Annotated in this window: 19 protein-coding genes; 9 read left to right on the top strand and 10 right to left on the bottom strand. The window is 59.3% G+C overall.

Annotated elements, in window-relative coordinates; all coding sequences use genetic code 11:
• Positions 1 to 34 precede the first annotated feature (34 nt).
• From ABJH13_RS17705 to ABJH13_RS17730, 6 genes are read right to left on the bottom strand one after another with little or no spacing between them, the layout of a single operon-like run.
• Positions 35 to 619, bottom strand: coding sequence for an amino acid synthesis family protein (locus ABJH13_RS17705; RefSeq protein ID WP_348407549.1), 585 nt, complete (start codon positions 617 to 619; stop codon positions 35 to 37).
• Positions 616 to 1,197 carry an amino acid synthesis family protein gene (locus tag ABJH13_RS17710; protein ID WP_348407550.1) on the bottom strand — a complete coding sequence of 194 codons (582 nt, stop codon included), beginning with the start codon at positions 1,195 to 1,197 and terminating at the stop codon, positions 616 to 618. The genes ABJH13_RS17705 and ABJH13_RS17710 overlap by 4 nt, the downstream gene beginning before the upstream one ends.
• On the bottom strand, positions 1,190 to 2,047 hold the full coding sequence (locus ABJH13_RS17715; RefSeq protein ID WP_348407551.1) for a UPF0280 family protein: 858 nt from the start codon (positions 2,045 to 2,047) through the stop codon (positions 1,190 to 1,192). Before ABJH13_RS17715 ends, ABJH13_RS17710 begins: the two co-directional genes overlap by 8 nt.
• Positions 2,047 to 3,537 carry a 6-hydroxynicotinate reductase gene (locus tag ABJH13_RS17720; RefSeq protein ID WP_348407552.1) on the bottom strand — a complete coding sequence of 497 codons (1,491 nt, stop codon included), beginning with the start codon at positions 3,535 to 3,537 and terminating at the stop codon, positions 2,047 to 2,049. Before ABJH13_RS17720 ends, ABJH13_RS17715 begins: the two co-directional genes overlap by 1 nt.
• Positions 3,534 to 6,272, bottom strand: a complete 2,739-nt coding sequence (locus ABJH13_RS17725; protein WP_348407553.1) for a molybdopterin cofactor-binding domain-containing protein — start codon at positions 6,270 to 6,272, stop codon at positions 3,534 to 3,536. The genes ABJH13_RS17720 and ABJH13_RS17725 overlap by 4 nt, the downstream gene beginning before the upstream one ends.
• Positions 6,265 to 7,098: a xanthine dehydrogenase family protein subunit M gene (locus tag ABJH13_RS17730; protein ID WP_348407554.1), complete on the bottom strand. Its 834-nt coding sequence runs from the start codon at positions 7,096 to 7,098 to the stop codon at positions 6,265 to 6,267. Before ABJH13_RS17730 ends, ABJH13_RS17725 begins: the two co-directional genes overlap by 8 nt.
• Positions 7,099 to 7,455: 357 nt before the next feature.
• On the opposite strand from ABJH13_RS17730, the gene ABJH13_RS17735 reads away from it, so the two are divergent.
• Positions 7,456 to 10,053: a methyl-accepting chemotaxis protein gene (locus ABJH13_RS17735; protein ID WP_348407555.1), complete on the top strand. Its 2,598-nt coding sequence runs from the start codon at positions 7,456 to 7,458 to the stop codon at positions 10,051 to 10,053.
• A gap of 73 nt (positions 10,054 to 10,126) precedes the next feature.
• Here ABJH13_RS17735 and metG read toward each other — a convergent pair whose 3' ends face one another.
• Entirely contained in the window at positions 10,127 to 11,848 is a 1,722-nt protein-coding gene (metG, locus tag ABJH13_RS17740) for a methionine--tRNA ligase (RefSeq protein WP_348407556.1), read from the bottom strand.
• A gap of 166 nt (positions 11,849 to 12,014) precedes the next feature.
• Entirely contained in the window at positions 12,015 to 12,608 is a 594-nt protein-coding gene (locus tag ABJH13_RS17745) for a YceI family protein (protein WP_348407557.1), read from the bottom strand.
• A gap of 196 nt (positions 12,609 to 12,804) precedes the next feature.
• Here ABJH13_RS17745 and ABJH13_RS17750 point away from each other — a divergent pair, with 196 nt between their 5' ends.
• From ABJH13_RS17750 to ABJH13_RS17765, 4 genes are all read left to right on the top strand, one after another.
• Entirely contained in the window at positions 12,805 to 13,848 is a 1,044-nt protein-coding gene (locus ABJH13_RS17750) for an aldo/keto reductase (RefSeq protein WP_348407558.1), read from the top strand.
• A 135-nt stretch (positions 13,849 to 13,983) separates the two neighbouring features.
• Positions 13,984 to 14,895 carry a 3-keto-5-aminohexanoate cleavage protein gene (locus ABJH13_RS17755; RefSeq protein ID WP_348407559.1) on the top strand — a complete coding sequence of 304 codons (912 nt, stop codon included), beginning with the start codon at positions 13,984 to 13,986 and terminating at the stop codon, positions 14,893 to 14,895.
• A complete protein-coding gene (locus ABJH13_RS17760) occupies positions 14,892 to 15,425 on the top strand; it encodes a lipocalin family protein (protein ID WP_348407560.1) in 534 nt (177 codons plus the stop codon). The genes ABJH13_RS17755 and ABJH13_RS17760 overlap by 4 nt, the downstream gene beginning before the upstream one ends.
• Positions 15,422 to 16,894, top strand: a complete 1,473-nt coding sequence (locus ABJH13_RS17765; protein ID WP_348407561.1) for a carnitine 3-dehydrogenase — start codon at positions 15,422 to 15,424, stop codon at positions 16,892 to 16,894. Before ABJH13_RS17760 ends, ABJH13_RS17765 begins: the two co-directional genes overlap by 4 nt.
• A gap of 8 nt (positions 16,895 to 16,902) precedes the next feature.
• Here the strand turns inward: ABJH13_RS17765 and ABJH13_RS17770 are convergent, their stop codons facing one another.
• Complete coding sequence (locus ABJH13_RS17770) at positions 16,903 to 17,601, bottom strand: NUDIX hydrolase (protein ID WP_348407562.1); 699 nt, start codon at positions 17,599 to 17,601, stop codon at positions 16,903 to 16,905.
• 37 nt (positions 17,602 to 17,638) lie between these two features.
• Positions 17,639 to 17,980 carry a DUF983 domain-containing protein gene (locus ABJH13_RS17775; protein ID WP_348407645.1) on the bottom strand — a complete coding sequence of 114 codons (342 nt, stop codon included), beginning with the start codon at positions 17,978 to 17,980 and terminating at the stop codon, positions 17,639 to 17,641.
• Between the two features lie 281 nt (positions 17,981 to 18,261).
• On the opposite strand from ABJH13_RS17775, the gene ABJH13_RS17780 reads away from it, so the two are divergent.
• The 4 genes from ABJH13_RS17780 (at position 18,262) to ABJH13_RS17795 (ending at position 20,224) form a co-directional block, all read left to right on the top strand.
• Positions 18,262 to 18,717 carry an EF-hand domain-containing protein gene (locus tag ABJH13_RS17780; RefSeq protein WP_348407563.1) on the top strand — a complete coding sequence of 152 codons (456 nt, stop codon included), beginning with the start codon at positions 18,262 to 18,264 and terminating at the stop codon, positions 18,715 to 18,717.
• Between the two features lie 72 nt (positions 18,718 to 18,789).
• Positions 18,790 to 19,380, top strand: a complete 591-nt coding sequence (locus tag ABJH13_RS17785; protein ID WP_348407564.1) for an RNA polymerase sigma factor — start codon at positions 18,790 to 18,792, stop codon at positions 19,378 to 19,380.
• Entirely contained in the window at positions 19,361 to 19,726 is a 366-nt protein-coding gene (locus ABJH13_RS17790) for a hypothetical protein (RefSeq protein WP_348407565.1), read from the top strand. The genes ABJH13_RS17785 and ABJH13_RS17790 overlap by 20 nt, the downstream gene beginning before the upstream one ends.
• 3 nt (positions 19,727 to 19,729) lie before the next feature.
• Complete coding sequence (locus ABJH13_RS17795) at positions 19,730 to 20,224, top strand: periplasmic heavy metal sensor (protein ID WP_348407566.1); 495 nt, start codon at positions 19,730 to 19,732, stop codon at positions 20,222 to 20,224.
• Positions 20,225 to 20,248: the final 24 nt, after the last annotated feature.

Here is a 20,248-nt window from a genome sequence, read left to right on the forward strand (position 1 = left end):
ACCGCCCCTGTTTAACGGCACGGTGCGGGCCCGGCTAGCGCAAACCGTCTTGGCCTTGGGCGTCGTCATGCGTTAAACCGCCGACGCGGGGCAGGGGGCGACCGCTGTCGGTGACGGCCACGGCGACCATGATCTCGTTGGCGCGGGGGGCATCGTTGAGGCGCACTTCGATGCCGTCAAAATGGCTGCGCACGTAGGCCGCGTCTTTGTGGCCCAACGGCACGTCCAGCACCTGCCCGGGGCTGCCCATTTTCTTGGAGGACGCCACAAGTGCCGCCCCCTTTTCGACGGCGATGCGCAAAGGCGCGCCCAGCTTGGGGTGCAAAATAGCCGCGGCGTGTTCGAGTTCGCCGTTTTCGCCCACCATCGCCGATTTGCCATAGCTTTCGGCCTGCGCCGGGGTGATGCCCAAGGCTTGCACACATTTGTCGCCCAGCAGTGCGCCCAATTCTGCGCCGATGTCCATTAACACGGTCAGGTCCTCCTGATAGACGCCCGCAAACGGGTTTGCGATCACCGCGACCGCCACCGCTTTGCGGGTGGGGGGGGAAATCTCGTGGCCGATCTCGCGGTGGGTTTCTTCGATGTTGATCGCTATTTTTCGGATGTTCAGGGTCATCTGAGGCCGTCCTCTCCAATGATATCTGCGGCGTCCAACCCGCCCGCACGGTTGTGAATGCGCGCGCCGGTAGACATGACCAGCGCCAGCACCATTTCGTTGGCGCGCGGGGTGTCGTTGCTGCCGACCTCCATGGAATCAAAATGCGACCGCACATAAGAGGCATTGATATGCGTGATCGGCACGTCCAGCCGCCCGCCCACACCGGCAACCTTTTTGGTAGACGGCACAATGGCGTTGGAATCGGCCAACAGCTGGCGCATCGCATAGCCGCCGGGCGCATGCCACAGCGCGCCGTGCTCGATCTCTCCGGCTTCACCGATCATCGCACCTTTGCCGTAACCCTGGATCTGGCCGGCGCCGCCCAGCATGTCGATCAACCGCGCAGCCATCGACAGGCCCAACGGCTTGAGGTGCTCCATGAAACCTTGGATTTCGGGCTCGTACCGCCCGGCAAACGGGTTCTCTATCACCGCCAAAGCAGCCGCACGGCGCAGGGGTGTGTCGGGCTGCGGACCGCCTTCGTGAAAGATCTCTTCGACGGAATAGATCATTTTCCGCAGGATGACGTCAGGCATGTTCAGGGGTCCTTTGTGCTATAGAAAGCCGGGTGGCGCAGGTGGTATCGGCATGGCCTTGCAGGAACATCGCGGCCCCTGCAATCAGGTTTTTCCGCATGAAAAGATCGGCGCGCGCACGACCATGCGACACGGCGCGCGCGGTGTCGTCATCGGACAGCACACCGCACCCTACGACAACCGGCAACCCGCCCAGATCGCTGGTGTCGTCAATATCATGGGCGGGTCGGCGCGTAATGGCGGGGTGGCCGGGCAGATCAACGGCATTCGCGATCAGGGTGGCTGCGACATCGGCGCGTGCGGCGGTGGTGGCCAAAACGGTCACACTGTCTGCGACCCCAAGGCTCAGGCTGCGACCGTGCCGCCCGCTGGTGGCGATGCCGCGCGTGGGGGCATCATAGTGTAGCGTGATGCGGCCAAGGTCGGCGCCGTCATGCCCCGCCATCGCCAATGAAAACTGTTGGCCCTGCGTCAGGTGCACCGCAATGTCACCGCCATTATTCACGTAGGCGCGCGTGATATCTGCGGTGGTCATCGCGTGCAGAACGGTATCGGCAACACTGCCTGCCACGGCAGCCATGCGGGTCACAAACGCCAGTGTCGCAAAGGGCCGGGTGGCGTGGTCCATACGCTGGGCGATGGTGCCGGATGGGGTGGGGGTGTCGGCGGCCATCGGGCGTTTCAGGGCGCCGAGTTCGGGCATGATGTCGTGTAAAACGGTGGCAAACCGGGCCTGTGCCGCGTCAAACGCCGCGCGCCGGTCGCCATCGGCCCCGATGATCAGATCAATGGGGCCGTGTTGCAAATGCAGCCGGGTCCCGCAGGGCAATATGGTCGCCTGTGGCCCCATCAGGTGGCGCTATCCACAGGCCAGCGGTAGTGTGACTGCGACATTGGGTCGTGGCCCTGACCGTTTGGTTGCACGCGGCGCAGATCGGCAGTGTCGATGGTATCTACGGCTTGGATCGCGTCCATATGCCCGCCCAACGTACTGTAATCACTGACCCTTAGGGTAAATTCGATCGGGGCCACTAGCGCAGGCGTGGGCACATAGCCAAACGACCCCGTTGGCATGTCCAGCACATCGACCATCACCGTGATCCCACCGCCGGGCCAAACATAGGCCTGCGCACCGCCGCAAGACACATGCGTCAGGCTGTTTTTCACCGACCGCGTCAGGCGTACCGGGTTTTCTGTCACACCGGCGCGCAGACTGCCGCCCGCACCGCCCATAAACAGCACCGAACACACAGACGGCTCGCAGTTCTCGGCGATCAGATCAGCCGAGGCGCGCAGCACATCGGGCATTGCGGCGGGTTGGGGGTGCAGATCTGCGTCCAGCTCGAAATACGCGGATTGTTCGCCCGTGGTAGACACCATCAAGATCCGCATGCCGGGCTGTGAGACTTTGGGGTTAAAGGGCCCAAGGATCTTTAGCGGGTCATCAATGTCGGTGCCGCCCCAACCGGTGCCGGGTTCAGCCACCTGAAAATACCGCCCCGGCGTGGATCGCCGCCCAATGATCTTGATGCCCGTGGCGGGGATATCGAGTTCTTTGCCCGCTTGATGTTCCGACAGCACACCGGTGATGTGGTCATCAACCACCACCACGTCATCCACATGCCCCAACCACTGCGTGGCAAACATACCGATGGTCGCAGACCCACAGCCCACCCGCATCAGACGTTCGGCCGCATCATTGATGATAGGAGCCTTGCCCGCCTGAATGATCACTTCGGTGGTGTGGTCATCTTCGCCGATGGTGACGGTCACGGCCTCGCGGTTGCACAGGCGCAGCAGCGCGTCGCAGGTCACGCGGCCCTCTTTTTTGGACCCGCCGGTCAGGTGTTCGACCCCGCCCAGCGATAGCATTTTGGACCCGTATTCCGATGTCATCACGTGGCCGATGGGTTCGCCGCCCGCATAGACCACATCGCGTTCGTGCCCGATATGACGGTCCGTATCGATCTTTACCTTGACGCCGCAGTACGAAAAAATGCCCTCGGTAACGACGGTCACCATATCCACGCCATCCACGTCTTGGCTGACGATAAAGGGGGCGGGTTTATAGTCGGGGTAGGTGGTGCCCGCGCCCACGGCTGTCACAAACGGGCGGTCGCCTTTGATGATGTTGCCGTCCCATTCATCGGGGCTACCGTCCTTGAGAAAGGGCACCAGCGGCGCGCCTGCCGTCTCGATAATCGTCAGCGGGTCAAGCCGCACCAACGCGCCCGCGTGGTTGGCGTATCTGTCACAGGCGCCGGATTTGCCGTCTGCGATGAAACAGTTCACCGGGCAGGCGTCGCATCTGATTTTCTGGGGTTTGGTCATGTCGGTCATAGCGATTTGGCGTTGATTGCGCCGCGCACACGCGACGGCGTGGCGGGCACCTTGGTGATCCTGACACCGGTGGCATTGTGGATCGCGTTCAACAGGGCCGGGGCTGTGGGGATCAGCACATGCTCCCCCAATCCCTTTGCGCCGTAAGGTCCGTGGGCGTCGGGTTCTTCGACGATGATTGTTTCAATCGGGGGGATATCGCCAATTGTGGGGATCAGATAGTCGTGCAGGTTTTCCGTACGGCCCGGTATGTAGTCTTCCATCAGCGCCATACCCAGCCCTTGGGCAATGCCGCCGTGCACTTGGCCTTCGACCAGCATTGGGTTGATCGCCCGCCCCACATCATGCGCCGCGACAATCCTGACGGGGGTGACGGTGCCAAAGGCTGTATCGATCTCAACAACAGCCAGATGCGCCGCGTATCCGAATTGCGCATAAGGTGCGCCTTGCCCGTTTTCATCCAGCGGCCGGGTCGGCGGGTCGTAGGTCTCTTCGGCCCGAAACACGAACCCCTCGGCGTCCGCTGTCAGGTCCGCCAATGGCAGGCTGTGGGTGGCCGTCGCGTCCATCGCCTGAACAACACCGGGCCCGAACGTCAGAACCGCGTCGCTGCTGACATTGAGGTGGTTCAAAATGGCGGCGCGCAGGGCTTCGCCCGACAGCCGTGCGGCGTTGCCCGACACGTAAGTTTGGCGTGACGCAGATGTTTTGCCCGCATCTGGCGTTACGTCTGTATCTGGCCCCACCAAGATCAACGACTGCACGGACACCCCCAATGCGGTCGCGAAAATCTGCGAAATCACTGTGTTAGAGCCTTGTCCAATGTCCATCGCGCCCTGATGCAGCACTACCGACCCATCTGCGCGCACGCCCGATTTGATCGTCGAGGGGTTGGACATGGAGGTATTCCCGCAGCCGTACCACGCAGAGGCCACGCCGACGCCCCGTTTTAGGGTGGTGTTTTGCGCGTTAAATTGCGCGACTGCCGCGCGTTCGCTGTCCCACGCGGGTTGCAGGCTTTGCAGGCACGCACGGATGCCAACCCCTTGGGTAAACATCTGACCGCAGACCGTTGGTGTGTCGTTTTCAAGCGCGTTGAGGATGCGAAACTCGAGCGGATCTAGACCCAGCTTGGCGGCCAATTCATCAAACAGGCTTTCTTGGGCAATCGCCGATTGTGGCACGCCAAACCCGCGAAACGCGCCCGCGGGTGGGTTGTTGGTATGGATCCCTTTGGATTCCGCGCGGTAATCGGTGATCTTGTAGGGTCCCGATGCATGTACGGGCACCCGGTTGGCCACTGTCGGGCCCCAGCTGGCATAGGCGCCGGTGTCGAATGCACCAAAGAAATTAAACCCGCTGAGTTTGCCGTCTGCCGTCGCGCCAATTTTCAGATGAATGTCAGAGGGGTGCCGTTTGGTGGAACTTTGCATCGACTCGGTGCGGTTATAAGTCAGCCGCACAGGTTGGCCGGTTTTCAATGCGGCAAGCGCCAGATACGGCTGCACAGACAGATCCAGCTTTGACCCAAACCCGCCGCCAACAGCCGTTGGGACAATGCGGATTTGGCTGCGATCCATTGCAAGGATATCTTCGAGCGCGTCAAGATCCATGACCGGCGCCTGGGTGCAGGCGTGGACCTCCAGGCGGCCATCTACCACCTGCGCAAACCCGGCTTCGGGTTCGATATAGGCGTGTTCGACGAACCCGCTTTGGAAATGCCCCTCGACGGTAACGTCTGCCTTGGCCAGCGCGGTCTCGGCATCGCCGCAGGCGACAAATCCGCCGCACATGACATTGCCCGACCGCCCCGCATGCAACTGGTGCGCGTCACTGGCCTGTGCGGTGGTGATGTTGGTTGCGGCGGGCAGGACGGTCCACGTGACGGGGAACGTCGTGGGGTCAATGCGGCCAATGGCGGCGGGCGTGCCCACAATTGCCGCGACCGCCTCGCCGCGAAATCGGACATGCGTTTCGGCAAACACCGGCTGGTCGACAAAATCGGGGATCACGCCGAACATGTTTTTACCCGGAACATCTGCTGCCGTCAGCGCCAGCACCAGCCCGTCATGCGTGGCCACGAACCCATCCAGATCGCCCAGCTCGAACGTCGCGCGCGCGTGCGGCGACCGGATCACAACGACCTCTAGTGTGCCCGCCGGGGCCACGTCATCGCCAAACTTCTGGGTGCCAGATGTCTTGGGTGCTGCATCCAGATGCACAATGGCGTCACCCACCAAACCTGCGCCGTCGTGCGCCGTCGCAGGGGCGCCCATCACGGCGTCGATAATTTTGCGGTACCCGGTGCAACGGCACAACACGCCCCCCAACGCATCCTGCACCTGCTGTTCGGTGGGCGCGGCGGTTTTGCGCAGCAACGCAACGGCTGATACCATCATCCCCGGTGTGCAAACCCCGCATTGCGCAGCGCCCATTTGCGCAAATTGGTCTGCCAAAGACTGCGCCGTTTCATCGCCGCGGTATAGCCCCGCCAGTGTTTCAACCCGGCGCCCCGCGACTTGTTGTGTGGGCGTCAGGCACGCACAGACTGGCGCGCCATCGACCATGACCGTGCAGGCGCCGCAATCGCCCGCATTGCACCCGATCTTGACATCACGCGCGCCCAGATCTTCGCGCAACACCTGCGACAGCCGCGCCCCCGGTGCGGGATAGGTTTCGACGGACTGGCCATCCAGAACGAAGTGCGTGGCGTGAATGTCGGCGGTCTTATTCATGGCACATGGCTTTCTGAATTGCGCGGCGGCACTGTTCTGCGACCACGTCCAATCGGTAGGCGGCGCTGCCCCGCACATCGGTAATCGGGCTGAGCCCGGTTAGGTCTGCTGGCGTGATGGTGATGGTATCGGTGCGCTTGCCGATCAATGCGGTTTCGAGGGCGGGCAAGCGTGTTGCCACGGCCGAACACGCCCCCACGGCGACTTTGGCTTGGGTGATACGGCCCGCCACGTCGCAGTCAATAACGGCGGCGCACATGGTGATCGAGATCACCAGATACCGCCTGCTGCCGAGCTTTTCAAAAGCCGATCGCGTTGTTGTGGCGACCGGCGGAATGCAGATCGCGGTGACAAGCTCATCAGGCGCGCGGCTGGTTTTGCGGACACCTTGCAGGAATGCGTCCAGCGGCATTTGGCGCGTCCCACGTGCGGCGCTTTGCAGTTCGACCTGTGCATCTAGTGTCAACAGCGGCGGCACCCCGTCGGCCGCAGGGGAGGCGTTGCACAGGTTGCCCACCAACGTTCCTGCGTTCTGGATCTGAATGCTGCCAACCTCATGAGCGGCCTGTTTTAACCCATCAAAAGCGGCTGGCAGGGGGGCGTGCGCGATCTGGCTCCAGGTCACGGATGCGCCAATTCGGGTGCCCTCAGAGGTATGGGATATGTCAGAAAGCCCGGTGATCGCAGTGATATCAAGGTAATATTCTGGGTGCACGCCGGGTTTGGCCGACGGGTAGACATCGGTGCCACCCGCGATGATTTTGCCGCCATCGGCGGCCAATAAGTCCAACGCAGAGTCCAGCTCAACAGGGCGGTGATATGACACGGGCATTCCAGATTTATTGTTTGTATGCAAATGGTATTGCCGAGGTCGCGCAGTTGTCAATATTAATGTGGGGCGATTGCGGGCAGGGGTGCGTACGTGTCTGAATTTTTCAGCACCTGGCGCAATTTTGCCTGATATAACCTATGGTTGAATTATGGTGATTTGCCGTGGGGCGTTGCGGGGCACACGGGCAGGATATCGGTAAAATGCGAAGATGATTTACACCGCACGACGGCGGCGCCCACGCGCGTGTTAAGCCCCCGGTAAGGACTGGAGTTGTAAGCCAAGCTGTCAAGTGTGCGGTTCCGATGACGTTTGGGCCCATTTGCGTGCGCCTGCTGTAAAAGGATAATGTCGATGTCTAACGTGAGGCCTGCAAAGGCAAAGACCAACCCGCTCAATAGCTTGTTCATCAAATCGTTGCTGATGGTGGTGATCTGCGTTGTGGCGGTGGTGTCGACTGTTGTTTTTACGGGCAATAAAACCACCTCTGAATTGACATCACAGGCGCTGAGCGCGCGGGCTGGCGAAGTGACGGGCCTTTTGGCGATGCAAATGGGCGGTGCGATCAAGTTTGGCAACGAAAAGGGTATCGACCAGATCGTGAGCGGGGTGATGGCCTCTGCGGAACCTGACGCCGTCGGTGCAATGGTTTTAAGTGCTGCAGGTGTCACACTTTATAACAATGGCACAGACCAGTTCGATGCCGACGCAGCACTTGCACTGGCGCAGCAATCCATCGACGCGGGTGCGGCCGTCATATCGGCCGATGGTCTGTCCGTCGCCACGCCGTCTGTTTTTGGGGACGGTGATGCAATTTCAGGTGTGGTTGTCACCAGTTGGAGCGACGCCAGCCAGCACGCGCAGATGGCTGCTCTTCAGCAAACCGCGCTACTGGTCGGTTTGGGTGTTATGTTGGTTGCGGTAGCAATTGCGGGCTTTTTCTTGCGCAGCCAGATGTCGCAACCCATGGTTCGACTGACAGGCGCGATGAGCGATGTAGAGGACGCCAAATACGATATCGTGATTCCATTTACCCACCGTGGGGACGAAGTGGGTCAAATGGCGCGGCGGCTTGACCGGTTCCGCCAAGCGCTGTCGATTGCCAAAGCAGGAGAACGCGAGAGTGCGTTTAAAAGCGCGGCTTTTGTTGGTTCCACAGCACCAATGATGATGGTCGACGAACAGCTCAACGTGATTTTCATGAACCCCACGTGCGAAACGTTGCTTGGCAAAATTATGCCGGAATTGCGGGGCGTTTGGTCTGATCTGAAATCAGGCGACATTTTGGGCGCTGATCTTGGGCGCTTTAAAGAGCTTGAAAAGCATACATCAGAGATCCGCGCCAAAGGGTTGGACGTTTTGCCGGTGTCGCACCGCGCAAAAATTGGCGATGCTCTTATTGAGATAAACATGAACGCCGCCTTGAACGAGGCGGGCGATAAAATTGGCGCCGTGATCGAATGGGCCGATGCAACCGAAGCGGCCCGCAACGCAGCTCTTCTCGAGACAATTGATGACAGTCAGGTGCGTATTGAATTTGATGTTTCCGGCAATGTTATCGGGACCAACGAGAACTTGGTTGCGATGCTGGACGCCCAAGAGAGCATGATTTTGAAACAGTCGTTTACGAATGTCTTTCTACGGACAGCCGACAATGACATGGACACATCGAAACTGTCGGAGCGCGTCTTTAGTCATGATATGAACAGCGACGCGGTCTTTGGACGGTTTGTCGTCAATCGCATGTCAGACGGTAAGGCGCTGATTGTTGAAGGTAACTTTGCGTCTGTGCCATCCCCTGATGGTCGCCTGGATCGGGTTATTTTCCTTGGAACGGATGTGACTGAAAGCGCCGAAGCCGTGCAGCGTGCCGAGGATGAGCGCGCCCACGTGGCCGAACAACAGCAGCACGTCGTGGAGGCGTTGGGTGTTGGGTTGCAATCGCTATCGAAGGGCGATTTGGCCTGCGAGATATCTGGTAGCTTCCCAGGCGATTATGAAGAGCTGCGACAGAACTTCAACGCCGCCATTGATGCGCTGAAAGATGCGGTGGGATCGGTGATACAAAATGCAGATTCCATTCGCAGTGAGACCGGCGAAATTACCGCCGCAGCAGATGATTTGTCTCACCGGACGGAAAAACAAGCGGCGACTTTGGAAGAAACAGCGACCGCGCTAGACGAGCTCACAAGTTCTGTCAAATCCGCCGCTGAGGGTGCGGATGGCGCTTCTAGCATGTCCGTCGACGCGCAATCCAACGCAGAGAAAGGCGGTGATGTGGCGCGGAAAGCCGTTGATGCAATGAGTGGGATCAAAGCGTCTTCTCAAGAGATTGCAAAAATCACGAGCGTCATTGACGATATCGCCTTCCAAACAAACCTACTTGCGTTGAATGCTGGTGTGGAAGCTGCCAGAGCAGGCGAGGCGGGGCGTGGTTTCGCTGTTGTTGCGACGGAAGTGCGCGCGTTGGCATTGCGGTCGTCTGACGCGGCAAGTGAAATCAATGCGTTGATATCCAGCTCCAGTGCGCAGGTCGAGCAAGGAGTTGATCTTGTGGGGAAAACCGGAACGGCTCTGGCCGCGATTGTGACATCCGTGTCGGAAATTTCCAAGAAGGTGACGACGATTGCGACATCGGCGCGCGAGCAGTCCAGCGCGCTCAATGAAATCAACACAGCAGTAAATGAACTCGACCACGTTACCCAGCAAAATGCTGCAATGTTTGAAGAGACAACCGCCGCAAGCCATGCGTTGACGTCTGAGGCAGATGCGTTGGCAGCAGCGGTGGCGCGGTTCAAGCTGGGCGAGCCTGCGAATGTCGCGTCGCCTCAGGTGTCGCAGCCGGTTAAACCCACGATGAAAGCTTCGGCACCCGCTGTGCATGGCAATACGGCGCTAAAAGTTGATGCAGAAGAAGCCACAGAGGTAGATGTCGGTTGGGAAGAATTCTGACCCTAGATATTCGCAAGCTGACTGCGAGGTAGCTGCCGTTTGTAAAACGGTGGCGCCACCCTGCATCGGCAGCCTAATCTGAACGGATCCCTGAAAACCTTAACTGTAGCTCTGCGCAGGTTTCATCGGTGATTTTTGCAAAGAGAACCTCGGGCACATCGAAGCCATGCTCTGGCGCAAGCTTGTTCAGGAAATCCGGTAGGTCATCTGGCCATACCGCCTTTTCCACCCGCAGGCTGCTCAATATCCGCGCACTCGACTCTGGCATGAATGGGCTGGACAGCACGGCAAAGAGATGCGCCAGATTCAAACCAAAGCGCGTCTGCATTGCCGCCAAATCCGGGTCTTGTTTGATCGCCGTCCAAGGTGCCACGCTTTGTAAATACTCATTTCCGCAGGCCCAAATTGCCCGCAGCTCCTGCGCCGATTTTCGAACTTCCATCGTTTCCATATAAGTTTCATAGCGTGCAATGCGTGTTTTTAATTCGTCGATAGTGTCGGTTTCGATCTGCCCGTAATCCCCACCGCCCGGGACGGCTTCGCTAAATTTTGAGCGACAGAACTTGGTGATCCTGCTGACAAAATTTCCAAGCACATCCGCCAAATCCTTGTTGGCCGAGACCTGAAAGTTCTCCCATGTAAATTCCGAATCGCTGCTCTCAGGCGCGTGGCTCAACAACCACCAACGCCAATAATCAGCGGGCAAAATTTCCAATGCTTGATCCATGAAAACACCACGCCCCTGCGATGTTGAGAACTGCCCACCGTCATAGTTCAAATAATTAAACGATTTCAGGTGATCGACCATTTTCCACGGCTCGCCCGACCCCAACAGGGTCGCGGGAAAACTCAATGTGTGAAACGGAACATTGTCTTTGCCCATAAATTGGGTGTAGCGCACGTCGTCCGCACCCATGTCTGTGCGCCACCAACGCTGCCACGCGGCATCGTCAAATCCGCGGTCTTCGGCCCACTCGCTCGCACATGCGATGTATTCAATTGGCGCGTCAAACCAGACATAAAAAACCTTGCCCTCCATGCCCGGCCACTCCTGGTCACCTTGCCGCACCGGAATGCCCCAATCGAGGTCGCGTGTTATCCCGCGATCTCGCAAACCGTCCCCGTCGTGCAGCCATTTTTTGGCAATAGATGTTGTGAGAATAGGCCAGTCGGTTTTTGAACTGATCCAGCTGTCCAAGTCATCTTTGAGGGCGGATTGTTTGAGATAAAGATGTTTGGTGTCACGCACTTCCAGATCGGTAGACCCCGAGATAGCCGAACGTGGATCGACCAAATCGGTCGGTTCAAGCTGCTTTGTGCAGTTCTCGCATTGATCACCACGCGCCTTGTCGTATCCGCAGTTCGGGCAGGTTCCTTCGATATACCGGTCCGGTAAAAACCGGCCATCGGCGTTCGAATATACCTGCTTTTCGGGCACTTCGTAGATCAGCCCTGCATCCGCAAGGCGCCCTGCAAAATGTTGCGTTAGCCTGTGGTTTTGAGGGCTCGAAGAGCGGCCAAAATGGTCAAAAGACAGCCCAAACCCTTTTGCGATCTTGGCTTGCACGGCGTGCATTTCGGCGCAGTATTCGGCCACAGGTTTCCCTGCTTTGGCGGCGGCCAGTTCGGCGGGGGTGCCGTGTTCATCGGTGGCGCATAGAAACAGAACTTCGCTGCCACGGGCGCGTTGATAGCGCGCGAACAGATCCGCAGGCAGCTGGCTGCCCACCAAGTTTCCCAGATGCTTGATCCCGTTGATATAGGGAATCGCGGAAGTGATGAGGTGACGCGCCATGATATGCCTCTAAAATGGGACCGTGTTGGCCCCACTTACAGCAGGTTTTAGGCGAGGACCACGGTCAATTCTTGACGCAGGACACAGGCGTTCCCAAAACCTGCGGCGTCGTTGAAATATGGAACGCCTGCGAAACACACACACCGGCGGGTCTTGGTGCCGCCCGCTAGCGCTGTTGAATTTCGGCAGATATCTCGAGCCTTACCGCATCTGCGACCATGTTGGGGTAGCCGGACGCGCCGTAGGCAGACCGGCTGAGCAGACCGGTGAGCTGAATATTCAAAACCGATAAATCATCCGGCGCGGACCCGGTAGGTCGGGTTAATGTTGCATCCAGCGTGAGCGGCCGGGTGACCCCGCGCAACGTCAATGCGCCTTCGATGCGCGCGCCGTTTGATATTCGGCTATCGCGGCCCAGGGTGATGCGGGTGGAACGAAAGCGTACTGTGGGGTGGGTATCGGCATCCAGTACCGCGCGGCTGAGCAGCGCTTGGGTCGAAAATACGAACCCCGTTTGGGCGCGGCGGACGTCGGCAGATACATCTGCGCTTGAGCGGGTCAGATCTTGGGTGTTGACCCGAATATCGGCCTGCACAATCGGGACAGTGCCGGTTTGCGATGCGCCCGTCACGTCGAAAATAAACGCCACGCGCGCGTGATCGGGTGTCAAATCATAGTCACGCGCCGCGGCCAACCCGGCCGTTGCCCAGCCTGCCAAACCGGATGCGATCAACGAACGTCTGGAGAAGGAGATGGGCATGTGGCGGTTCCTATGTCGCGCGCTGTGTTTAAAATAGGGTGCGTTTTGCGGTTTCCAAGGCCGTTGGGATGGTATTAACAGCCGGTTAAGATTGATGATGTTTAGATCGGTCTGCGCACCTTAGCACAGCAAACAGACTTGCGGTCGCGGTTTGTCTGGGTAGGGTGATGCGACCCGCACATAAAGGACGACTGCGATGAAAATGAACAAGCTGGGACGCACGCAGATCGAAGTGACGGAGTTTTGTCTGGGGTCGATGACCTGGGGCACGCAAAACACCGTGGACGAGGCGCATGAGCAGATTGATTACGCGCTGGATGCAGGTATCAATTTCATCGATACTGCAGAAATGTACCCGGTTAACCCGATTGGCGCCGAAACAGTGGGCCGGACGGAACGTATCATCGGGTTGTGGTTTGACCGCGATATGCGCCGAGACGAGGTGGTCATTGCGACCAAACATTCTGGCGAGGGGCTAGAGATCGTACGCGAAGGCGCACCGATTTCATCCGATACCATCGCAGATGCGGTCGAAGGCTCGCTGCGACGTCTCAAGACCGATTATATCGATTTGTACCAGTTTCATTGGCCCAATCGCGGCAGCTATATGTTCCGTAAAAATTGGTCATTTGACCCGTCCAGCCAGCTGGTGGTCAATACAAAAGAGCACATGGAAGATGCGTTGGGGGCTTTGCAGGCGCAGGTCAAACGCGGCACAATTCGATCCTTTGGCCTTAGCAATGAAAGCGCGTGGGGCACAACCAAGTGGTTGGAGGCCGCCGAACGTGTTGGGGGGCCGCGCGTGGCGTCGGTTCAAAACGAATATTCGCTTTTGTGCCGGTTGTACGACACCGATATGGCCGAGGTAAGCGTGCAAGAAGACGTGTCATTGTTGGCGTATTCGCCACTGGCGGCGGGTTTGTTGACCGGTAAATACCAAAATAACGCAGTGCCGGGTGGCTCGCGCATGTCGCTGAACACAAACTTGGGCGGGCGGGCGACGGAACGGGCGTTTGCTGCGGTTGCGGCCTATCTGGACATCGCGCAAAGACACGGGCTTGACCCTGCGCAGATGGCGTTGGCGTGGTGCAAAACGCGGCCCTTTATGGGGTCTGTCATTTTTGGCGGCACCACGATGGACCATATAAAGACCAATATCGGCGCGATGGCGCTTGATCTGAGCGATGAGGTCGTCAAGGAAATAGACGCGGTTCATCGCAACCATCCGATGCCGTATTGACCTATATGCGGCCTGAATAGGGCTGTCATTTGGTCGGCGCGCGGGTCTGCGAATTTATCAAATTGACACCGGTTTGCGTCGGGTGTTGGGTGGCGTCAAAACGTGACCTCAACACAGATGCAAGGAAGACGCCGCATGCCGCTTACCATGACCAAAGAGGTCTTTATCACCTGCGCCGTTACCGGGTCGGGCAGCACGCAAGATCGCAGCCCCCATGTGCCGCGGTCGCCTGCGCAAATCGCCAAAAGCGCGATTGACGCGGCCAAAGCGGGCGCCGCGGTTGTGCATTGCCACGTGCGCGACCCACAGATCGGCGCGCCCAGCCGGTTGCCCGCGTATTACCGCGAAGTCACCGACCTGATCCGCGCGTCGGATGTCGATGTGGTGTTGAACCTGACCGCCGGTATGGGCGGTGACATGGTGTTTGGCGGCACCGAAGCCCCACTGCCGTTGCACGCGGGCACCGACATGGTTGGCGCAACAGAACGGGTGGCGCATGTGGCGGAATGCCGCCCCGAAATTTGTACCCTTGATTGTGGCACGATGAATTTCGCCGAAGCGGATTACGTCATGACAAACACCCCCGGCATGTTGCGCGCGATGGGTCGGATGATGACGGACCTGGGCGTAAAGCCCGAGATCGAAGCCTTTGACACGGGCCATCTTTGGTTTGCAAAACAACTGGTTGAAGAGGGCGTTCTGAACGCCCCGGCGCTTGTACAGCTGTGCATGGGGGTGCCATGGGGCGCGCCCAATGATCTCAACACCTTTATGGCGATGGTCAACAACGTACCGTCCGATTGGAACTTTTCGGCGTTTTCGTTGGGGCGTGATCAGATGGCATATGTGGCGGCCAGCGTTCTGGCGGGGGGGCATGTGCGGGTTGGTCTCGAAGATAATCTGTGGTTGGGCAAAGGCGAATTGGCGGAAAACTGGCAGTTGGTGGAACGTGCGCGTTTGATCATCGAAAACATGGGCGCGCGGGTGATGGGGCCTGCGGACGTGCGCGAAAAACTAGGGTTGATCAAACAAGCCCCGGTGTCATGAGACATGTCTTTTCGGCGGGTCGCCGGGTGCAATCGGCGATATGCGGCGCTGTTTTGGGGGTGGCGTCCTGTGCGCCGCCTATGGGCGTGGGGTTTCGCGACACATCCGTGCCGATCACTGCGACCACGCGGTTTACGCCGGATGCGTTTGCGGGTGTCTGGCATGTGGTGGCGCAATACCCCTCAGGCCTGTTTCCGGACTGCGCCGGGCAAACCTGGTTTGTTGATCCCAAGACGGCGGCCTTCACCGTGGCGTGCGATGGGGTGCCTGCCTACAGCGCCACGGCGCAGGTGGATCCACGCGGGGTCATTCAATTGCAAACGCCACCGCTCGGGCCGTCGACCAGAGGGTTATGGGTGATGTGGATGGACGAAGACGCGCAGACGGCCGTTGTCGGGACGCCGTCAGGCGAATTGGGCTGGATCATCAACCGATCTGCCGCGTTGCGCAGCGACCGCTTTGTGGCCGCGCGCGAGATTATGGCGTTCAACGGATATGACGTACAAAACCTAAAGGAGACAGGGCGATGAGCACAGCAGCGATTATTGGCGGCGGCGTAATCGGTGGTGGCTGGGCTGCCCGATTTTTGCTGAACGGGTGGGATGTACGGGTCTTTGACCCAGACCCAGAAGCCGCCCGCAAGATCGATGCGGTCTTGGCCAATGCGCGGCGCTCATTGCCGGGCCTGTTGGATGTGGCGCTGCCGGATGAGGGCAGGTTGACCTATCACGACACGATTGCACAGGCCGTCGATGGCGCCGATTGGATCCAGGAAAGCGTGCCCGAACGGTTGGGGATCAAACATCAAACGGTGTCTGACATTCAGGCGGCCTGCGCTGCGGATGCGATCATCGGGTCTTCGACGTCGGGGTTCAAACCGTCGCAATTGCAACAGGGGGCCGCGCGCCCGGGACAGATCATGGTGTGCCACCCGTTTAACCCGGTGTACCTGTTGCCGCTGGTTGAAGTCGTGGGGACCGAAGACACAGATGAGGCGCTGGTGGTGCATGCGATGTCGATGTTGCGCGGGCTTGGCATGTCGCCGTTGCGGTTACGCAAGGAAATCGACGCGCATCTGGCGGACCGGTTCTTAGAGGCGGTCTGGCGCGAGGCCTTGTGGTTGGTCAAAGACGGCGTCGCCACCACCGCCGAGATCGACGACGCGATACGGTATGGGTTTGGCATTCGTTGGGCGCAAATGGGACTGTTCGAAACCTACCGGGTGGCCGGCGGCGAGGCGGGTATGAAACATTTCATGGCGCAATTCGGTCCGGCGTTGAAATGGCCGTGGACCAAGCTGATGGATGTGCCAGACTTCACAGATGAACTGGTGGATCTGATCGCGGGGCAGTCTGACGATCAATCAGGGCATCTGTCCATCGCCCAGCTGGAACGCGCGCGTGATGGCAATCTGGTTGCGATGATGCGCGCGTTGAAGTCGCACAATTGGGGCGCTGGCGCGATTTTGGGCCAACACGAAGCAACCCTGCGCGCGGGCACAGAACTGGCGCAAACCGCCGCTGATGTGACCGACCCCGCAGCCCCTGTGTTGACCGTGCACCGGGCTGTGCCGTTGGATTGGACAGACTATAACGGGCATATGAACGAGGCCAAATACCTGCAGGCCTTTGGGGATGCGACGGATCGGTTCATGGAATTGATCGGCTGTGACGCGGCCTATATTGCATCGGGGGGCAGTTATTTCACCGCCGAGACGCATATCCGGCATATCGATGAAGCGCACGCAGGCGCGGTGATCGACGTGCGGACGCGGGTGTTAGGAGGGGGCGGCAAGAAGATGCACCTGTGGCACGAGATGCGCGAAGGCGACCGGCTGTTGGCGACGGGCGAGCATTTTCTATTGCATGTCAGCTTGGAGACGCGGCGCCCGTCAGACCCAAGTGCCCAGATCACTGCGGCCTTAACGCGGTTCGTAGAAGCGCAAGCGGATCAACCTGCCCCAGAGGGCGTGGGCCGTGCGGTGGGCGCGCCGCGGTAGGTGTGGGGTTAGTCTGCGCCGCGCAGCCGTAAAAAGAGGGAGTCTTCGTCGTTGTTTTTAAAAAACGGAACGCTGGTTGGGGGGCTGTCTGTTTTTATATGCGCGCCGATTTCTGCCAAAACGACCTCTGTTATGAAGGGCATATCAAAGCTGCGCGCCTGAGCGAGCGTCACCCACTGCAGGTGCGATAACTCGTCGCTTGCGTGGGTGAAATCATCAAGATCTCCTGCAAGCGCGCTTGCGTCGACTGTAAAGAAACGCGCGTCAAAGCGGCGCGGTCGGCCCGGCGGTGTTAGCGCGCGAAACACAAACCGCAAGGGGGCCGACGTTGGGACGCATCCTGTTGCTGCAAACTCTGCCCAATCGGTGGGCACGGCGCCAGGCCACGGGCCCGGAATGCCCAACGCAAGGCCGGTTTCTTCCCATAGCTCGCGGATGGCAGCGGCGGTCAACGCATGCGAGATATCAACCGCCGTGTCTGCTCGTAAACGGGTCTTGCAGGGCTCCGGTATTGGTGCGGCAAGCGGGGTCTGGCGATCGGTAGGGTCGACCGCACCGCCGGGAAAGACGAATTTATTGGGCATAAAGGCAGCGTTCGCACCGCGTTGGCCCATCAAAATGCGTGGCTCAATATGCCGGTCACGCACCACGATGACGGTCGCCGCATCGCGAATAGCGGTTTTATCCACGGAAGGATCGTCATACATAAAATGCGCCCGTGTGCTTGGGGCTGCGCAAAACGGCCTAGGACGACTGCCCAAACCCACCCATGCGGCGCGCCCATTGGTACCCGACAATAGCGCCTTTTAAGCGCGGTAACAGGTACAACGACAACCCAACGCACCCAATTGCAAAGATCGTGAACAACGTCAGCGGTTCGGGTCGCCACGCCACAAACACGATATGCAACAACGGCGCCATCAGGTGCCCGACGATCAGGATCGTCAGATAGGCAGGGCCATCATCAGCGCGGTGGTGATGCAGGTCTTCGCGGCACACTTGGCAGGTGTCGTTTACTTTGAGGTAGGATCTCAGCAAAGGCCCGCTGCCGCAGTTGGGGCATTTGCGTCGCCATCCCCGCAACATCGACTGTTTGGTGTTGCGGTCGTTTGTCTCTGACCCCGACACATCGGGTGCTTGGGTCAAGCCCGTAGGGCTTTGAGAGATGTCTGACATGGTGATTTCCTTTCGCGTGCCCCGTGATGCGCCTTAAATCTTAAGAAATAAAGGCACAGCAGCGTCACTGCGGCGCGATGTCGCGAAAAAATACGCAAAGTTTTTTCGACGGAGCGCCGAATGTGGTGCGTTGAAGATGTGTCCGGCCCGAGAAAGGGCGGCATGTGGAGACAACACTCAGGAGTACGAAGATGAAACATACACATTATATTGCACTGATCACCGCAGCAGCCATCGCCATTGCAGGGGGGGCTGCATTGGCCCGCGGTGAAGGCCCACGCGAACCTATCGAATTTGGCACGTTGGACCTGAACAGTGACGGCCAGATTACCCTTGAGGAAATGCATGCCCATGGTGCGGCGCGCATGGCGCGGGCAGACAGCAACGGTGATGGTTTTCTGACGCTCGACGAAGTACAGGCCGCCGAGGCCAAACGATCTGGGGCGCGCGCGGCAAAGATGTTTGAACATCGGGATGCGAACGCAGACGGCAAGCTTTCGCCAGACGAGATGCAAGGCTCTGAACGTGGCGATCGTCGGTTTAGCCGCGCCGACACTGATGGAAACGGCGCAATCAGTCAGGCGGAATTTGATGCGGCCGGCGCTAAAATGCGCCACGGTCAAAAACCACCTCGCCCGGTGGAATGAACCAAAACGACAATCCACGGTGGTGCGGCTTGATTGCCGCACCATTGCCTTTTATCGATGCACGGGATGGATATGCTGTCACACGTCGAGCAGACAGTTTCGGATGATGCCTTGTTGGCGCTCTTCGCGGAAGGGGCCTCTGGTGCTGCGCGGACCTTGACGGGGCGGTTGTTGCCGCGCGTCTATGCGCATGCGGTGCGCATGTTAGGAGACCCCACAGAGGCCGAAGATGCGGCACAAGAGGCCATGATGAAACTATGGCGCATTGCGCCGGACTGGCGGCCCGGAGAGGCGCAGGTCAGCACCTGGCTTTATCGGGTTACGGCGAACCTGTGCACCGACCGCTTGCGTAAAAGACGCGGTGTGCCGCTCGATGATATTGCGGAACCTGCGGACCCACAGCCCGGCGCGGTGCAACAAATACAGGATCAAACGCGCTATGATGCGTTGCAATCCGCGTTGAACCAATTGCCAGAACGGCAGCGACAGGCGGTAGTTTTGCGCCACATCGAAGGGTTGTCGAACCCCGAGATCGCGCACGCCATGGAGATCGGTCCGCGTGCGGTTGAAAGCCTGACCGCGCGAGGCAAAAGAGCACTAACTGATATATTGGCCGGACGGCGTGCAGATCTGGGGTACGAAGATGACACAGCACAAGAATGACACCGATCAACAGCGGGTGGATAGGTTGCTTCGCGCGGCGGCATCTGCCCCACCGGCGGTGCCCGACCATTTGATGGCGCGCGTGTTGGCAGATGCTCAAAGCGTGCAGATGCCACCACGTGCGGTCCCGCGCGTGTCGTTTCGGGCGCGATTGGCCGATCTTTTTGGCGGATGGCAGGGTATGGGCGGGTTAGCGACTGCCGCCTGCGCCGGGCTTTGGATCGGATGGAGCGCGCCTGCCGGTTTGCCTGACGCCGGGGGGCTGTTGTTGGGATACGAAAGTACCGATTTAACAAGCACAACGGCAGAATTGACCAGCTTTGGCTGGGACTTTGAGGAGGGCTGAGAGATGCAGCACACAGATAAACCACGGCCAGTGGCCTCGCGCCGGATCAAGATCATCTTGGGCGTTTCGTTGGCATTGAACCTTGCGGTTGGCGGTCTGGTGGCAGGGGCCGCCTTGCGCCATGGTGAGCGGGGGCCAGGTGGGCCGCGCGGGGCCGGGTTTGGCGCCTATGGTTTGCCATATATGATCGCGTTGCCGCCCGAAGATCGGCGCGCAGTCAGCGATGCTGTGCGGCAGGGGCGCGACGCAGGAGTGCCTGACCGCGCCGCACGCCGTGCGCTTTATCTTGATGTGGTGAGCGCGCTACGGGCCACACCGTTTGATGCGACGGCCCTTGCTGCGGCGTTGGGCAAACAAACAGCCACGACCCTCGAGGTGCAGAAATCTGCGCAGGAGGCGTGGCTTGGTGTGGTAACCGATATGTCGCCTGACGCGCGGGCCGCATATGCGCAAGCCGTCGAAGAGGTGTTGCGCCGAGGGCCCAAGCGCCGGGATTAACCGGCGCTTGTAAGGTATTCTGGG

The sequence above is a fragment of the Roseobacter sp. genome, from assembly GCF_039970775.1.
In the GTDB taxonomy this organism is placed as follows: domain Bacteria; phylum Pseudomonadota; class Alphaproteobacteria; order Rhodobacterales; family Rhodobacteraceae; genus Roseobacter.

What these genes read in the sequence shown, in the direction of transcription:
- ABJH13_RS17780 (WP_348407563.1), top strand. Translation starts at nt 18,262, where the DNA reads ATGAAACATACACATTATATTGCACTGATCACCGCAGCAGCCATCGCC.
- ABJH13_RS17750 (WP_348407558.1), top strand. Translation starts at nt 12,805, where the DNA reads ATGAAAATGAACAAGCTGGGACGCACGCAGATCGAAGTGACGGAGTTT.
- ABJH13_RS17720 (WP_348407552.1), bottom strand. Translation starts at nt 3,537, where the DNA reads ATGACCGACATGACCAAACCCCAGAAAATCAGATGCGACGCCTGCCCG.
- ABJH13_RS17725 (WP_348407553.1), bottom strand. Translation starts at nt 6,272, where the DNA reads ATGAATAAGACCGCCGACATTCACGCCACGCACTTCGTTCTGGATGGC.
- ABJH13_RS17715 (WP_348407551.1), bottom strand. Translation starts at nt 2,047, where the DNA reads ATGGGGCCACAGGCGACCATATTGCCCTGCGGGACCCGGCTGCATTTG.
- ABJH13_RS17745 (WP_348407557.1), bottom strand. Translation starts at nt 12,608, where the DNA reads ATGCCCATCTCCTTCTCCAGACGTTCGTTGATCGCATCCGGTTTGGCA.
- ABJH13_RS17735 (WP_348407555.1), top strand. Translation starts at nt 7,456, where the DNA reads ATGTCTAACGTGAGGCCTGCAAAGGCAAAGACCAACCCGCTCAATAGC.
- metG (WP_348407556.1), bottom strand. Translation starts at nt 11,848, where the DNA reads ATGGCGCGTCACCTCATCACTTCCGCGATTCCCTATATCAACGGGATC.
- ABJH13_RS17785 (WP_348407564.1), top strand. Translation starts at nt 18,790, where the DNA reads ATGCTGTCACACGTCGAGCAGACAGTTTCGGATGATGCCTTGTTGGCG.
- ABJH13_RS17770 (WP_348407562.1), bottom strand. Translation starts at nt 17,601, where the DNA reads ATGTATGACGATCCTTCCGTGGATAAAACCGCTATTCGCGATGCGGCG.
- ABJH13_RS17760 (WP_348407560.1), top strand. Translation starts at nt 14,892, where the DNA reads ATGAGACATGTCTTTTCGGCGGGTCGCCGGGTGCAATCGGCGATATGC.
- ABJH13_RS17765 (WP_348407561.1), top strand. Translation starts at nt 15,422, where the DNA reads ATGAGCACAGCAGCGATTATTGGCGGCGGCGTAATCGGTGGTGGCTGG.
- ABJH13_RS17775 (WP_348407645.1), bottom strand. Translation starts at nt 17,980, where the DNA reads ATGTTGCGGGGATGGCGACGCAAATGCCCCAACTGCGGCAGCGGGCCT.
- ABJH13_RS17705 (WP_348407549.1), bottom strand. Translation starts at nt 619, where the DNA reads ATGACCCTGAACATCCGAAAAATAGCGATCAACATCGAAGAAACCCAC.
- ABJH13_RS17710 (WP_348407550.1), bottom strand. Translation starts at nt 1,197, where the DNA reads ATGCCTGACGTCATCCTGCGGAAAATGATCTATTCCGTCGAAGAGATC.
- ABJH13_RS17790 (WP_348407565.1), top strand. Translation starts at nt 19,361, where the DNA reads ATGACACAGCACAAGAATGACACCGATCAACAGCGGGTGGATAGGTTG.
- ABJH13_RS17795 (WP_348407566.1), top strand. Translation starts at nt 19,730, where the DNA reads ATGCAGCACACAGATAAACCACGGCCAGTGGCCTCGCGCCGGATCAAG.
- ABJH13_RS17755 (WP_348407559.1), top strand. Translation starts at nt 13,984, where the DNA reads ATGCCGCTTACCATGACCAAAGAGGTCTTTATCACCTGCGCCGTTACC.